Source organism: Kitasatospora sp. NPDC004615 (assembly GCF_042873545.1).
Classification (GTDB): Bacteria; Actinomycetota; Actinomycetes; order Streptomycetales; family Streptomycetaceae; genus Kitasatospora.
This window is the reverse complement of the sequence record NZ_JBIALQ010000013.1, coordinates 153,987-168,643: the sequence shown is the minus strand read 5'-3', so window position 1 is coordinate 168,643 and position 14,657 is coordinate 153,987. Positions and strand designations below refer to the sequence as shown.

13 protein-coding genes are annotated in these 14,657 nt (G+C 73.3%); 8 read left to right on the top strand and 5 right to left on the bottom strand.

Annotation, left to right across the window (positions count from 1 at the left end; all coding sequences use genetic code 11):
• Nucleotides 1–52 precede the first annotated feature (52 nt).
• A complete protein-coding gene (locus ACFYS8_RS33660) occupies nucleotides 53–1,186 on the bottom strand; it encodes a glycoside hydrolase family 19 protein (RefSeq protein ID WP_387648677.1) in 1,134 nt (377 codons plus the stop codon).
• Nucleotides 1,187–1,448: 262 nt separating this feature from the next.
• On the opposite strand from ACFYS8_RS33660, the gene ACFYS8_RS33655 reads away from it, so the two are divergent.
• The 3 genes from ACFYS8_RS33655 (at nucleotide 1,449) to ACFYS8_RS33645 (ending at nucleotide 4,115) form a co-directional block, all read left to right on the top strand.
• Nucleotides 1,449–2,213 (top strand): enoyl-CoA hydratase family protein, encoded by a 765-nt coding sequence (locus ACFYS8_RS33655; protein WP_387648621.1) that lies wholly within the window; start codon nucleotides 1,449–1,451, stop codon nucleotides 2,211–2,213.
• A 122-nt stretch (nucleotides 2,214–2,335) separates the two neighbouring features.
• On the top strand, nucleotides 2,336–3,103 hold the full coding sequence (locus tag ACFYS8_RS33650; protein ID WP_387648618.1) for an acyltransferase: 768 nt from the start codon (nucleotides 2,336–2,338) through the stop codon (nucleotides 3,101–3,103).
• 364 nt (nucleotides 3,104–3,467) lie between these two features.
• The gene (locus tag ACFYS8_RS33645) at nucleotides 3,468–4,115 is read left to right on the top strand and encodes an HAD family hydrolase (protein ID WP_387648615.1); all 648 of its coding nucleotides are present in this window, start codon (nucleotides 3,468–3,470) and stop codon (nucleotides 4,113–4,115) included.
• Between the two features lie 290 nt (nucleotides 4,116–4,405).
• Here the strand turns inward: ACFYS8_RS33645 and ACFYS8_RS33640 are convergent, their stop codons facing one another.
• A complete protein-coding gene (locus tag ACFYS8_RS33640; RefSeq protein ID WP_387648613.1) occupies nucleotides 4,406–5,719 on the bottom strand; it encodes a UDP-glucose dehydrogenase family protein in 1,314 nt (437 codons plus the stop codon).
• A gap of 216 nt (nucleotides 5,720–5,935) precedes the next feature.
• Here ACFYS8_RS33640 and ACFYS8_RS33635 point away from each other — a divergent pair, with 216 nt between their 5' ends.
• Nucleotides 5,936–7,327, top strand: a complete 1,392-nt coding sequence (locus ACFYS8_RS33635; RefSeq protein WP_387648611.1) for a sporulation protein — start codon at nucleotides 5,936–5,938, stop codon at nucleotides 7,325–7,327.
• Nucleotides 7,328–7,339: 12 nt separating this feature from the next.
• Here the strand turns inward: ACFYS8_RS33635 and ACFYS8_RS33630 are convergent, their stop codons facing one another.
• Complete coding sequence (locus ACFYS8_RS33630) at nucleotides 7,340–8,554, bottom strand: MFS transporter (protein WP_387648608.1); 1,215 nt, start codon at nucleotides 8,552–8,554, stop codon at nucleotides 7,340–7,342.
• Nucleotides 8,555–8,610: 56 nt separating this feature from the next.
• Here ACFYS8_RS33630 and ACFYS8_RS33625 point away from each other — a divergent pair, with 56 nt between their 5' ends.
• The gene (locus ACFYS8_RS33625; RefSeq protein WP_387648606.1) at nucleotides 8,611–9,819 is read left to right on the top strand and encodes an ROK family protein; all 1,209 of its coding nucleotides are present in this window, start codon (nucleotides 8,611–8,613) and stop codon (nucleotides 9,817–9,819) included.
• A 72-nt stretch (nucleotides 9,820–9,891) separates the two neighbouring features.
• Here the strand turns inward: ACFYS8_RS33625 and ACFYS8_RS33620 are convergent, their stop codons facing one another.
• Nucleotides 9,892–10,620, bottom strand: coding sequence for a polyprenol monophosphomannose synthase (locus ACFYS8_RS33620; protein ID WP_387648604.1), 729 nt, complete (start codon nucleotides 10,618–10,620; stop codon nucleotides 9,892–9,894).
• 169 nt (nucleotides 10,621–10,789) lie between these two features.
• Between ACFYS8_RS33620 and ACFYS8_RS33615 the strand changes: the two genes are divergently transcribed.
• Complete coding sequence (locus tag ACFYS8_RS33615; RefSeq protein WP_387648602.1) at nucleotides 10,790–11,656, top strand: PhzF family phenazine biosynthesis protein; 867 nt, start codon at nucleotides 10,790–10,792, stop codon at nucleotides 11,654–11,656.
• 23 nt (nucleotides 11,657–11,679) lie between these two features.
• On the opposite strand, the gene ACFYS8_RS33610 is transcribed toward ACFYS8_RS33615, so the two are convergent.
• Complete coding sequence (locus ACFYS8_RS33610) at nucleotides 11,680–12,585, bottom strand: UTP--glucose-1-phosphate uridylyltransferase (protein ID WP_387648599.1); 906 nt, start codon at nucleotides 12,583–12,585, stop codon at nucleotides 11,680–11,682.
• Nucleotides 12,586–12,735: 150 nt separating this feature from the next.
• Here ACFYS8_RS33610 and ACFYS8_RS33605 point away from each other — a divergent pair, with 150 nt between their 5' ends.
• Together ACFYS8_RS33605 and ACFYS8_RS33600 are read left to right on the top strand one after the other, a co-directional pair.
• Nucleotides 12,736–13,929: a sensor histidine kinase gene (locus tag ACFYS8_RS33605; RefSeq protein WP_387648597.1), complete on the top strand. Its 1,194-nt coding sequence runs from the start codon at nucleotides 12,736–12,738 to the stop codon at nucleotides 13,927–13,929.
• Nucleotides 13,926–14,588 (top strand): response regulator, encoded by a 663-nt coding sequence (locus ACFYS8_RS33600; protein ID WP_387648595.1) that lies wholly within the window; start codon nucleotides 13,926–13,928, stop codon nucleotides 14,586–14,588. Before ACFYS8_RS33605 ends, ACFYS8_RS33600 begins: the two co-directional genes overlap by 4 nt.
• Nucleotides 14,589–14,657: the final 69 nt, after the last annotated feature.

Below are 14,657 nucleotides of genomic sequence, written 5' to 3'. Positions count from 1 at the left end.
GGCGGCGCGGGTGACGGTTCGTCGAGGAACGTCACCCGCGCCGTTCGTCGTCCTAGCAGCTCAGGTTGGAGCCGGTCGGGACGCCGAGGATGGCGGAGAAGCTGGTGTAGGCGTTGATCCGGCTCTGCACCTGCGCGGGGTTGCCGCCGTTGCACTCCAGCGAGCCGTTGATGGAGCGGATGGTCTCGCCGAAGCCCTTGCCGTTGACCATGGCGTTGTGCGCGGTCATGGTGCCCGGGCCGTTCTGCGTCATCCAGTACCAGATGCCGGTCTTCCAGGCGACGGCCGCGTCGGTCTGCACCAGGTTCGGGTTGTTCAGCAGGTCGATGCCGAGCGCGTCGCCCGCCGCCTTGTAGTTGAAGTTCCAGCTCAGCTGGATCGGCCCGCGCCCGTAGTAGGCGGCCTGGCCGGCCGGGCAGCCGTAGGGCTGGGTGGTGTCGCAGTAGTGCGGGTAGTTGGCGGTGTTCTGCTCGACGACGTACACCAGCCCGCCGGTCTCGTGGCTGATGTTGGCGAGGAAGGCCGCCGCCTCCTGCTTCTTCACGGTGTCGGAGCCGGTGCCCGCGAACGCCGGGTAGGCGCTCAGCGCCGCGACCAGCCCGCTGTACGTGTAGAACGGGTTCCGGCTCGGGAACATCTGGTTGAACTGGGCCTCGGAGACCACGAACCCGCCCGGGTTGGGCGTCGTCGTGGTCGGGCTCGGGGACGGCGTGTCGGTGGCGCAGTTGGACGGGCTCCAGTACCAGGTGGAGATCGTCGGGTCGTAGCCCGGGTTGTCGTGGGTGGCGACGTAGAACTGGCCGTTGGGCACGTACTTGACCACCGTGCCGGTGGTGTACTGGGTGCCCGCGACCCAGATCTGGAAGGCGCAGACCGTGCCGGTGGGGTTCGGGCTCGGGCTCGCGGTGCCGCCGGTCTGGCTCTGGCTCGGGCTCGGCGTGGTGCCGCCGCCGGTGCCGCAGGCGCCCTGGTCGGCCCAGACTCCGCTGCCGGCGGTGCTCGGGGTCTCGCCCTGGGTCCACCACTTGGCGTTCCAGTTGTGGCCGTTGTACGAGGCGGTCATGCCACCGGTGTACACCTGCGAGGCCGCGTACGGGGTGGCGCAGGCGGTGGCCGCGGTGGAGGAGGCGGGCACCATGACGGCGAGTCCGGTGGCGGCCAGGGCGCCGGTCAGCAGGGCGGCGATCCGGCCGCGGGTGTTGCGCGGGCGGCGGCGGTGAAAGACGGTTCGGGTGGTTCGGATGGGGGACATCGGCCACTCCTTGTGGGGGGAACGAGCGGTGTGCCGAGCACTCAACCCAGGTTGACGGTTAACAGTCAATAGGTCTAGACCTTAAGAGAGTTGAGGGTGTGTACGCACCTGATACTGGCCAGCGGGGGCGCTGTCGTGCCAGGGTGCAGGCGGATACCGTCCGACCCACCCTCAGCCGGAAGGCAGACCAGCCCAGATGACCAGCGAAGCGCCCCTCCTGCGCCGCAGCACCGCCGACGCCGTCGCCACCCTCGAACTCGACTCCCCGCACAACCGCAACGCGCTCTCCACCCGGCTGATGGCCGAACTCACCCAGGGCCTCGCCGACGCCGCCGCCGACCCCGACGTCCGCGCCGTCGTCCTCGGCCACACCGGGCGGGTGTTCTGCGCCGGCGCCGACCTCTCCGAGGCCACCGGCGACGACCCCACCGTCGGACCGCGCGGCCTGGTCGCCCTGCAGCGCGCCATCGTCGACTGCCCCAAGCCCGTCATCGCCCGCCTCGACGGCCACGTCCGGGCCGGCGGACTCGGCCTGGTCGGCGCCTGCGACCTCGCCGTCGCCGGACCCGACTGCACCTTCGCCTTCACCGAGGCCCGCCTCGGCCTCGCCCCCGCCGTCATCTCGCTGCCGCTGCGCCCGAAGCTGGAGCCGCGCGCCGCCGCCCGCTACTACCTCACCGGCGAGACCTTCGACTCCGCCGAGGCCGCCAGGATCGGCCTGGTCACCGAGGCCACCGACGACACCGGCGCCGCGCTGAAGACCATCCTGGACGCGCTGCGGCTGTGCTCGCCGCAGGGCCTCGCGGAGTCCAAGTACCTTGCCAACGCCGCCGTCCGGGAGTCCTTCGAGCGGCACACCGAGGAGCTGGTCGCCCAGTCCGCGCGGCTGTTCGGCTCCGAGGAGGCGCAGGAGGGCATGCGGGCGTTCCTGGAGAAGCGGCCGGCGCGCTGGGTGCGCTGAGCCTTCTGGTCGGGCCGAGTCGGCCGGGTGCGCTGAGCTGGCGGTACGTCGGAAGTTACCGGCCGGTGTGAGTTTGGTCCCGTTGCCCGTCGCGGGCCGCCACCGGCCGATACGGTGAGCGCATGTCGATCGTCCGCGCGCTGCTGGGGTCCGTCCGCGAGAGGTCGCGCCGGGCGGCCGGGCGCGCGGTGCACCGCGGCTGGCGCTGGGTGCAGGACGCCGGCGCCGTCAGCAACCGCAACCCCGGGCCGTACCGGTTCGGGGAGCTCGGTGACGGCACCAAGCTGGCGTTCCCGCTCGGCACGGTGTTCAACGAACAGTGGATCACCATCGGCCCGTTCTCCATCATCGGCGAACGCGTCACCATCTCGGCCGGCTTCCTGCCCGGGCTCGACCTCGGCCCCGAGCCGATCGTCCGGATCGGCGGCGGCTGCGTGATCGGCCGCGGCAGCCACATCGTCGGGCACCAGCAGATCGTGCTCGGTGACGACGTGTGGACCGGCCCGAACGTCTACATCACCGACCAGGCGCACGAGTACCGCGACACCGAACTGCCGATCGGCAAGCAGTGGCCGCGCAACGAGCCCGTCTCGATCGGCGCCGGCTCCTGGATCGGCACCGGCGCGGTGATCCTGCCCGGCGCCCGGCTCGGCCGCAACGTGGTGGTCGCCGCCAACTCCGTGGTCTCCGGCGAGGTCCCCGACTTCGCGGTGGTGGCCGGCGCCCCCGCCCGCCAGGTCCGCACCTGGGACCCGGAAGCCGGCTGGCAGCCCCCCCTCCGCCACGAGGCCCCCCGCCCCGTCCCCGACGGCGTCACCGCCGAACAGCTCCGCGCCCTGGTCGGCTGGGACCTCCGCCTGCCCGGCGAGAGCGCCGCCCCCGAGGCATAACCGTCGGATGTGAACGGGCGGGCCGGGGCCGGGAGCTGACTCCGGTGGGTGGCACGGGCTGCAACGACTGTCACAGGTGGACAACACCGGCAACCGGCAGGGCCGGATCGGTGTGGTGAGTGCTGTCGAGTGGGGCAGGATGCTCCCTCGTGGATCTTGGGTCGCTGCCACGGCAACCAGTACGTGGTGAAGCTCGACCCGAAGGGCGCGCTGCAGAGCGTCGCGCAAGCTCTACAAGCCCTGACCGGAGGCCAATTGACGGGACGGCGGTCCGTGCGCGTGGGGGCGTGCGGGCCGCCTGTCCACTTCTCCCGCAGGTGCGGGCCCAGTACGGTGATGGGTGGCTTCGAGCGGAAGGACGGCCATGCCCGACACCGGTGCCCCAGCGGCATGCCGAGGCCTGATCCTGGACTTCGTGGGCGTGCTGACACCCGACCCGGCGCCGATGCTCCGCCGGTGGAGCCTGAGCCAGGGGCTGGACGCGGACGCCTGGCGCCGGACGCTCACCACCCACCCGGTGGTGAAGGAGCTGTACGCCGAACTCGAGGTCGGCCGGCTGAGCCAGTCCGAGTGGAACCGGCTGACCGCACCGATCCTGGGACTCACCGAGCACGAGAACCTCATGGGCCGGGCCTGGGAACGTGTCTCGCCGGCCACCGAGATGATCGAACTGGCTGCGGCGGCCCGGGAGGCCGGCCGCACCGTGGCGATGCTGTCCAACAGCTTCGGCCTCGACCCGTTCGACCCCTACGCGGCGTGCGGGGTCCGGGACTTGTTCGACGTGACCGTGATCTCCGAACTCGAAGGCCTCGCCAAACCCGACCCCGCCATCTACCGGCTGGTGCTCGACCGGATGGGCCTGCCCGCCGAGAGCTGCGTCTTCGTCGACGACCACCCGGCGAACCTGCCGCCGGCGCAGGAGCTGGGCATCGCCACCGTGCTGGCCGACGGCCGACCGGACACCCTCGCACGGATCTCGGAACTGCTGGGCCTCGCCGCCGCGGCCTGTTAATACGAGAGGGACGGCGGCCGCCCGCTCGTCGAGTTCCCGAGCCGCCGGAACCGACTCCGCGCTGTCCGGCTCAGGCCCCAGGGTGCCCAGCACCCCGTCGTGCGGTGGCGACGGCATGCAGGTTGCGTACGAGGAGAGCAGCCGGGCGGGAACCGTCTTCGAAGATACCCAGGACATTGTTGAGCGTCGGGAACTCTACGATCTGCTCAGGGCCCAGGCATTGTCTTCGGCGACGTCTGAGGCCGTGAGCGACAGAGGGCCCCCTCGTGGGGGCTGTGTCGCGGAGGTGTTCAGCGGCGGCCGAGGGCGTGGAAGGACCAGCCGGCCGTCCGCCAGCGGTTCGCGTCGAGGGTGCCGCGGGCGTCGAGGACGGTGGCTACCGCGATGTGCTTGATGACGTCGGACGGGTTTTGGGCGGCGTACTGGGGCCAGTCGGTCAGGTGGAGCAGCAGGTCGGCGTCGGTGAGGGCGTGGACCGGGTCGTCGGTGCAGGCGAGTTGGGGGTGGGCGCGGCGGGCGTTCTCGAGGGCGGCCGGGTCGTGGATGGTGATTTCGGCGCCGGCTCGCTGGAGGGCGTCGGCGACGGCGAGGGCGGGGGAGTCGCGGGTGTCGTCGGTGCCGGGTTTGAACGAGGCTCCCCAGATGGCGATCCGTCGGCCGGTCACGGTGCCGTCGAGGAGTTCGTGGGCGAGTGCGACGGTGCGTTCGCGGCGGTGCTGGTTGATGGAGGCGACCTCGCGGAGCAGGCCGGTGTCGGTGCCGAGTTCTTCGGCGCGGTGGGTGAATCCGGCGAGATCCTTGGGTAGGCAGCCGCCGCCGTAGCCGAGGCCGGGGCGCATGCCCGCGGGGCCGATCCGGGGGTCGTGGCCGAGGGCGTGGGCCAGGTGGCGGACGTCGGCGCCGGTGTGTTCGCAGAGTTCTGCCATCAGGTTGATGAAGGAGATCTTGGTGGCGAGGAAGGCGTTGGCGGCGCCTTTGATCAGTTCGGCGGTGGGCAGGTCGGTGACGACAAGTGGCGTTCCGGTGGCCAGGATGTCGGCGTGGACGGCGCGGAAGCGGGCTTCGCCGGTGGTGTCGCCGTCCTCGAGGCCGAGGACGATGCGGTCCGGCCGGAGGGTGTCCTGGACGGCGCGGGATTCGCGCAGGAACTCCGGTGACCAGGCCAGGCGGGCCCGGACCCCGTCGCGGAGGTGCTCGTCCAGGAGGTGCCGGAGCTGCGTGGCGGTGCCGACGGGGACGGTGGACCGGCCGATGATCAGTGCGCCGTCGTCGAGCAGGGGGGCCAGGTGGCGGACGGCGGTGCGGAGTTGGGTGAGGTCGTAGGCGCTGCTGCCGGTCTGCTGCGGGGTGCCGACGTCCAGGAAGTGGAGGTCGGCGAAGGCGGCGGCCTCGGTGCAGGAGGTGGTGAAGCGGAGGTTGCCGGCGGCGGTGTGTTTGGTGAGCAGGTCGTTCAGGCCGGGTTCGACGAACGGGGCCCGGCCCTGGTTCAGGGCGGCGACCTTGGCGGGGTCGGTGTCCATGCCGAGGACCTGGTGGCCGAGTTCGGCCAGTGCGGCCGCGTGGGTCGCGCCGAGGTAGCCGCAGCCGATCACGGTGAGCTTCATGGAGGTGTCCTTCCGGGAGGGCGGGACACCAGGCAAGCGCGGTGGCGGCGGGTTCGGGGAGGGCTCGCAAGGGGGCTCACAACTCGCGGAAGCGGCCCACCGTGAGCGGGACGGAACTACCCTCGGTGGATCCGGCGTCGGGTACCGGGTGTACGAACTCCCGTACTTGGCCAGGTGCGACGTCCGCGCCGAGCCGCACTGGACGAAGGGGATGCCGTGGCGTCGACCACCCGCCGGGCCAAGCCGCCCAACGACGCGCTGGCCCGGATGATCGGCGAGTGCGCGGGGGCCAGCAACAAGTCGCTGGCCCACCGGGTGAACCAGCTCGCTCTCGAGGCCGGGATGGCCACCAGCTACACGCACACCTCGGTCGCGAACTGGTGCCGTCGCGGGATGGTCCCCGACTGGCCGGTGCCCAGGCTGCTGGCCCAGGCGATCGGCGAACGGCTCGGCCGGCCCGTGGAGTTGGCGGAGATCGGGATGGCGGGGGCGCAGACACCGGACGTCTCGGTGGGGTTGGATTTCCGGCGAGAGCCCGCCGAGGCCGTCCGCGCCGCCGTCCTGTTCTGGAGTTCCGTGAACCGCCGTGACTTCCTCGCCGGAACGGGCTTCGCCGTCTCCGCGTTCACCACCCCGGTCACCCGCTGGCTGGTCACCCCCGCCGACGAGGACGCGGCGCACCGCGGCCGCGGCCGGGTCGGGGTCGCCGACCTCGCGGAACTGCGGGAGGCCGCCGCCGACGCCCGACGGTGGGACTCCCGGTACGGCGGCGGGAGTTGGAAGGCCAACTCCGTCACCGCCTGCCTGCGGGAACGGGCCGTCCCGCTGCTGAACGGCTCGTTCGATGACCAGGTCGGCCGTCAACTGTTCGCGGTGACGGCCGAGTTGTCCCGGCTGGCCGGCTGGACCGCGTTCGACACCGGGCAGCACGACGCGGCCCAGCGGCACTTCATCCAGGCCCTCCGCCTGGCCCGGGCCGGCGGTGACGTCCAGCTCGGCTGCTACGTCCTCACCACGATGGCGATGCAGACACTGCTGCGGGGCTTCGCCGGCGAGGCCATCGACATGACCCAGGGCGCCTACCAGCGGGCCAAGGGCACGGCCGCCCCCAGGGTGCTGGCGTTCACCAAGCTGATCGAGGCCAGGGCCCATGCCCGCGAGAACGACGCCAAGGCCGCCTCGGCCGCCCTGGCCGCGTCCGAGAACCTGCTCGACCGGGCGCGCGACGGTGCCGAGGAGCCCGACTGGATCGACTTCTACCAGCACGCCCGGCTCTCGGCCGACGCCGTGGAAGTGTTCCGGGACCTGCGCAACCCCCGGGCCGCGCTGGCCTGGAACGACCGGGCCGCCGCCATGCCGACCGGGACGTTCACTCGCTCCGTCGGCATGCGCCTGGCGATCGTCGGGACCGCGCACCTCCAGGCCAGGGACGTCGACCAGGGCCTCGCCCTCGGCCACCGCGCCGTCGACGTCCTCGGCGCGGTGCGATCCGCCCGGGCCCTGGACTACGTCCGCGAGTTCAACGCCGCCCTCGGCCCCTGGCAGCGGGAGCCCGCTGTCAGGGACTTTCTGCGACGGAGCCGCTCCGAGCTGGGTGTGGCGGCCTGATGCGGCGGGCCGTCAGGGGGTGCGGTGGTGGCGGGTTGTGAGGGAGAGGAGGCCGGCGACGGCGGAGGTGGTGGCGACGGTGAGGAGGGCGAGGGGGAGGGAGGTGGCGTCGGCGAGGAAGCCGATGACCGGGGGGCCGAGGAGCATGCCGGCGTAGCCGAGGGTGGATGCGGTGGCGACGCCCTGGGGGCCGGCCGCGGCGCCGGCCCGGGCGATGGCGAGGGGGAAGATGTTGGCCAGGCCGAGGCCGACCAGGACGAAGCCGGCCAGGGCGGCGGGGACGGACGGGGCGAGGGCGGCGGTGGTCATGCCCGCGCCGGCGGCGAGGCCGCCGAAGAGGACGACCCGGGTGGGGCCGAGGCGTTCGGTGAGCCAGGTGCCGGAGAGGCGGCCCGCCGTCATGGCGAAGGCGAAGGCCGCGTAGCCGGCGGCGGCCAGGGCGGCGCTCGCGTGGACGTCGTCGGTGAGGTGGAGGGTGGCCCAGTCGGCGAGTGCGCCCTCGCCGTACGCGTCGCACAGGGCGGTGAGGCCGAGGAGCAGGACGAGCAGGCGAGCACGGCCGAGCTGACGGGAGGGGGAGGCGGAAGGGGCGGAGGCGGGGCGCGGGCGGGCGGCCGGGGCGCGGAGCAGGGCGGTGCCGGCGATGGCGGTGACGGCCAGGCCGAGGGCGCCGGCCAGGGCGAGCGACCAGGCGGTGCTCACGGAGCCGGCGAGCAGGCCGCCGGCTCCGGCGCCGAGCAGTCCGCCGAGGCTGTAGCCGGCGTGGAAGCTCGGCATGACGGGCCGTCGGAGTTCGGTGACCAGGTCGACGGCGGCGCTGTTCATCGCCACGTTGGCGGCGCCGTATCCGGCGCCGAACAGCAGCAGGACGGCGCCGAGGGCGAGCACCGAGTGGGTGTGCGCGGGCAGGGCGACGGCGAGGGAGAGGACACCGAGGGAGGCGACGGTGACGGGGCGGGAGCCGAAGCGCAGGCAGAGCCGGCCGACCAGGGCCATGGTGGCGACCGCGCCGGCCGAGATGCAGAGCAGGGCGAGGCCCAGTGCGCTGTGGGTGGCGGAGACCTGGGCGCGGATGTCGGGGATGCGGACCACCCAGGCGGCGAACAGGAAGCCGTCGACGGCGAAGAAGGCGGTGAGGGCGAGGCGTGCCGCCGACCAGGTCGAGCTGCGGCCGGACGGAGAGCCAAGGGAGGAGGAGCGGGCTTCTGTTTTGTTCAGTAGCGGCACAAAGTCAGAATAGGGGAGTGCCGCACACACCTTCAAGCCCGAACCGGAGCCCCGCCGTGAGCACCCCGCGCCGCACCGCCCCCGACCGCGGCCGTACCCTGCTCGGCCCGGCGCTGCGCCTGATCCACACCGGCCAGGCCCCCACCCGCTCCGCGCTCACCGGCGCCCTCGACGTCACCCGCGCCACCGCAGGCGCGGTCACCGCCGAACTCGAGGCGCTCGGCCTGATCAGCGTCGACTCCCGCCCGGCCGGCGGCGGCCGCGGCCGCCCCTCGCACCGGCTCGCGATCGCCGACCCCGGCCCCGCCGTGCTCGCCGCCCAGCTGCACGCCGACGGCGTCTCCGCCGCGCTCGCGGGCCTCGGCGGCCGGCTGCTGGAGGCCGTCCACCTGCCGCTGCCCGCCGACACCTCGCCCGCCCGTCTGCTCGGTGCGGCCGCCGAGGCGGGCGCGCGGCTCGCCCGGGGCAGCCGCCGCCGGGTCCTCGGCTTCGCCCTCGCGCTGCCCAACCCCGTCACCGAGCCCGACGGCACCGCGTTGGCCGCGCTGCACTTCGACTGGCCGTCCGGCACCCCCGTCGCCGAGCTGTTCGCCGAACAGGTGGCCGGCGCGGACCTCGGGCCGCGCGCCCGTACCGCGCTCCCGACCGCCGTCGCCAATGACGCCAACCTGGCCGCGCTCGCCGAACACCGGCACGGCGCCGGCCAGGGCGCCCGGCACCTGCTGCTGGTCACCTCCGGGCACCGCGGCGTCGGCGGCGCGCTGGTCCTCGACGGCCGCCTGCACACCGGCAGTTCGGGCCTCGCCCTGGAGGTCGGCCACCTCACCGTCGACCCGCTCGGCCGGCCCTGCCCGTGCGGCAACCGCGGCTGCCTGAACGCCGAGACCGACACCGACGCGCTGTTCGCCGCCGCCAAGCGCCGCCCCGACCCGGGCAGGCCGCTGCTCGCGCAGGCCCGCGAACTGGCCCACGACCCGGAGGCCGCCGATGCCGTCGACCACCTGGTGGAGCGCCTCGGCCTGGGCCTGGCCGGGCTGGTCAACATCCTCAACCCCGACCGGATCGTGCTCAGCGGCCTGCACCAGGAGCTGCTGGCGGCCGCCCCCGACCGGCTCGCCGCCGTGGTCGCCGAACGCTGCCTGTGGGGGCGCAGCGGACGGGTGCCGATCGTCCCCGCGCAGGTCGTGCACGCCGGGCTGGTCGGGGCCGCCGAACTCGCCTGGGAGCCCTACCTGGAGGACCCGCAGGCCGTGGCAACCCCCTGAAGGCATCCGGAAACGCGAACGGCGCGGGCTGACGGAGAGTCAACCCGCGCCGTCCGGCGCACTACTGGGACGTCACTTGCCGAAGCGGAGCTTCCAAGGGGCGACGGCCGATTCCAGCTGCACGCCCAGGCTCATCTTCGACATGCCCTCGACCCGCTCCTCGAAGCGGATCGGCACCTCGGCGATGCGCATGCCGCGCTGGACCACGCGGTAGTTCATCTCGACCTGGAACGAGTAGCCGTTGGAACGCACGGACTGCAGGTCGACCTTGCGCAGCGCCTGCGCCTCCCAGGCCTTGAAGCCCGCGGTGGCGTCCTTGACCTTCAGACGCAGGATCGCGTTGACGTAGAAGTTCGCCCAGGCGGACAGCGCCTTGCGGTGCCACGGCCACTCGGACGCGGTGGAGCCGCCGGGGACGTAGCGCGAGCCCAGCACGACGGAGGCGTCGGTGGTGGTGAGCTTCTCCACCATCGCGGGGATCGCGGTGTGCGGGTGCGACAGGTCGGCGTCCATCTGGATCACGATGTCGGCGCCGTTCTCCAGCGCCTGCGTCATGCCCGCGATGTAGGCCCGGCCCAGGCCGTCCTTGTCGGTGCGGTGCAGCACGGTGAGCGTGCCGCCCGACTCGGCGCCCAGCTTGTCCGCGACGTCGCCGGTGCCGTCGGGGGAATTGTCGTCCACTACCAGAACGTGCAGGTTCGGCATGCCGAGCTCGCCCAACCGACCTACCAGGATCGGGAGGTTCTCCCGCTCGTTGTACGTCGGAACAACCACAACAACCTTCGGGTGGGCCTCAGCCATGTTTCTTCTATCCTCGATACGGTTATGAGAGCCGGATGCGGCAGTCTAGCGTTGATCCCCGCACGTACGTTCCGGGGGGCCGGTCCGGCCAGCGCCCGGGAGCCGCACGGGAATCGCGCACGGTGACCGCCTCCGGGAATCGGTGCGCCCGCTCGCCCGTTCACGGGGCATGAGCGACAACACCCAGGCCGATCCCGCCGAACCGCTGCGCTACGCCGCCTTCACCGCCGACCCCGCCGGCGGCAACCCCGCCGGTGTGGTGCTGGACGCCTCCGCGCTGAGCGATGAGCGGCAACTGGCCCTCGCCGCGGAGCTGGGCTACTCCGAGACGGCGTTCCTCACCGAGGTGCCCGACCAGCCGCGCACCCGCACCGTCCGCTACTTCAGTCCGCTGACGGAGGTGCCGTTCTGCGGGCACGCCACCATCGCCGCGGCGGTGGCGCTGGGTGAACGGATCGGCCCCGGCGAGCTGTTGTTCGAGACCAAGGCCGGTCCGGTGCCGGTCGAGGTGGCGCGCACCGGGTCCGGAGAGTTCACGGCGACGTTGACGAGTGTTCCGCCGCACGTCGAGGAGGTCGCCCCGGAGGACGTTCTGGAGGCGCTCGACGCGCTCGGCTGGCAGGCCGAGGAGCTGGATGAGAAGCTGCCGCCGATGATCGCGTACGCCGGCGCCCGGCACCTGGTGCTGGCCGCCGCGACCAGGGCCCGGCTGGCCGACCTCGACTACGACTTCGACGCGCTGGCCGCGCTGATGCGCCGGCTCGACCTGGTGACCCTTCAGCTGGTCTGGGAGCAGGACGCCACCACCTTCCACGTCCGCGACCCGTTCCCGGTCGGCGGCATCGTGGAGGACCCGGCGACCGGCGCGGCCGCCGCCGCGTTCGGCGCCTACCTGCGCCACCTGCGGCAGTTGGGCGCCGCCCGGCTGACGCTGCACCAGGGCGAGGACCTCGGCCGGCCCGGCCTGCTGACCGTCGAACTGGCCGCCGGGGACACCCGGGTGCGGGTCACCGGCCGGGCGGTGCGCATCCCCTGAAAGTCCCTCGCCCCGGCGGTGGTTCAGCCGGCGTCGGGGCCGAGGTGGGTGCGGGCCAGGTCGAGCAGCGGCGGGCCGTAGTCCGGGTGCGCGAGGGCGTGCGCGAACTGGGCGAGCAGATAGGCGTGCGGGTTGCCGGTGTCGTACCAGCGGCCCTCGATGACCTGGCCGTACACGGCGCGGCGGGACGCGTACGCGTTCAGCGCGTCGGTGAGGTACAGCTCGCCGACCGGGTCGGCCCGGAACCGCCGGTGCTGCTCGCGCAGTTCGTCCACCACACCGGGCGTCAGCACGTAGCCGCCGATCGCCGCGTAGTGCGACGGGGCGACGGCCGGGTCGGGCTTCTCCACCAGGCCGGTGATCCGCAGCGCGCCGTCGCCCAGGTCCTCCTTGACCACCGGGACGCCGTAGCGGTGCGACTCGGCCGGGTTCATCGGCATCAGCGCGAGCACCGGGGCGCTGGTCTTCTCGTGCGCGGCCATCAACTGGCGGGCGCGCGGCACCGGGGACACGAACACGTCGTCCGGCCACAGCACCAGGAACGGCTCGTCGCCGAAGTCGCGGGCCGCGTTCAGCACCGGGGTGCCGTTGCCGTATGGGCCGTGTTGGAACAGGTAGGTGATGTGGCCGCGCCGGGACAGGTCCGCGACGTCCTCCACCGCGTCGGCGTACGCGTCCTTGCCGGCCGCGCGCAGCTGGGCGACCAGCGACGGGTTGGGGCGGAAGTGGTCCTGGATCAGCGACTTGTCGCCGGACACCACGATGGTGATGTCGGTGATGCCGGAGTCGATCAACTCCCGCACCGTGTGCTCGATCACCGGCCGGTCGCCGACCGGCAGCATCTCCTTCGGGGTGGCCTTGGTGAGCGGGAGCAGCCGGGAGCCGAGGCCGGCCGCGGGGATGACGGCTCGGCGGAGGGTGGCACGCATGAGGCCTCTTCTCGTTCCTGTGCGGTCGCGGACGGCACCGACCGTACCAACGCAGTCGCGCTGGGTGACGGCCCCGTACTGCGGCGGGAGTAGGTGTGTCTGCTCCGCGGGGCCGATGGTGCAGGCCGGAGGCGCCGCTAGCCTTCCGGTATGGGAGAAGTTCGGCAGCCGTGGGTGCCCGTCTGGGTGCGGGCCGGCAAGGCGGGATGGCCGGTGGCGGCCGCCGTCGTGGTGACGGTGGTCCAGGTGGCCGGGACGACGGTCGCCGCCCGGCACCAGAGCGCGCGGCTGCCGCTGGACACCTGGGGATACCTGCTGCTGGCGCTCGGCCCGGCGCTGCTGGTACTGCGGGCGCGGTACCCGGCGTTCACCGTCGCCGCCGTGGCGGCCGTGACCGCGGCCTACCTGTGGGCCGGATACCCGTACGGGCCGGCCTTCGTGGCGCTGGTGGTGGCGTTCTTCTCGGCCGTGCAGCGCGGCCGGCGACGGGCCGCCTGGCTGAGCGCCGGCGCGTTCTACCTGCTGCACCTGCTGCTGAGCTACGTCGTACCGGCGTCCTGGCTGCGGGCGCCGGCCCGCGAGGCGGTGGGCTGGCAGGAGCTCGGCGTCACCGCCTGGCTGCTGCTGGTCTTCGTCGGCGCCGAACTGGCCCGGTTCCGGCGCGAGCAGATCGCCGCCGTGCGGGCCGCCGAGGAGGAGGCCAGGGCGCGCCGCAGCGACGAGGAACGGCTGCGGATGGCACGGGAGTTGCACGACATCCTGGCGCACTCGATCTCGCTGATCCACCTCCAGGCGGGCGTCGCCCTGGAACTGCTGGACGCCCGCCCCGAGCAGGCCAGGGACGCGCTCACCACCATCAAGGCGACCAGCAAGGAGGCGCTCGGCGAAGTCCGCCAGGTGCTCGGCACGCTGCGCACCCCCGGGGCCGCCGCGCCGCGCACCCCCGCCCCCGGCCTGGAACGGCTGGACGAACTGGTCGCGCAGGCCGGCCACGCGGGCCTCGCCGTCACCGTCCGCACCGAAGGCCGGGCCGCTTCGCTCGGCGCGGGCCTCGGACTCGCCGCGTTCCGGATCGTCCAGGAGGCGCTGACCAACGTGCTGCGGCACTCCACCGCCCGCACCGCCGATGTTCAACTCTCCTGGAAGCCGGACGGGTTGGAGCTGACCGTCACCGACCCCGGACCGCCCGGCGGCGGCGACGCGGGCGGCAGCGGCACCGGCCTGATCGGCATGCGCGAACGCGCCGCCGCGTTCGGCGGCACCGTGGACGCCGGCCCGCACGGCACCGGCGGCTGGCAGGTCCGGGCCCGGCTGCCGCTCGTCACGAACGGAGTCGAAGCGTGATCAAGGTGCTGCTCGCCGACGACCAGCGGCTGGTCCGGGCCGGATTCCGGGCCCTGCTGGACGCCCAGGACGACCTCGAGGTGGTCGGCGAGGCCGACGACGGCGAACAGGCCGTCGCCCGGGCCGCCGAACTGCGCCCCGACGTCGTCCTGATGGACATCCGGATGCCCCGGCTGGACGGCCTCGCCGCGACCCGCCGGATCTGCGCCGACCCCGAACTGGCGGCCGTGCGGGTGGTCGTGCTGACCACCTTCGAACTCGACGAGTACGTCTTCGAGGCGCTGCGGGCCGGCGCCGCGGGCTTCCTGGTCAAGGACACCGAACCCGGCGAACTGCTGCGCGCCGTCCGGGTCGCCGCGTCCGGCGACGCGCTGCTCTCCCCGGGCGTCACCCGCCGCCTGATCGGCGAGTTCGCCGCCCGCTCCAAGGAACCGTCCACCGCCCGCCTCGACGTCCTCACCGAACGCGAACGCGAAGTGCTCGCCCTGGTCGGACTCGGCCTCACCAACGAGGACATCGCCCGCCGCCTGGTGGTCAGCCCGCTTACCGCGAAGACCCACGTCAGCCGCACCATGGTCAAACTCGGCGTCCGCGACCGCGCCCAACTCGTCGTCGCCGCCTACGAATCGGGCCTGGTCCGGCCCGGCTGGCTGGGGTAGTCCCCCGGGAGTAGCGGGGGTGCCGCCCGGTGGGGGACGCGGCGGGGGTGGCCGCGGCGGGACGGTGGA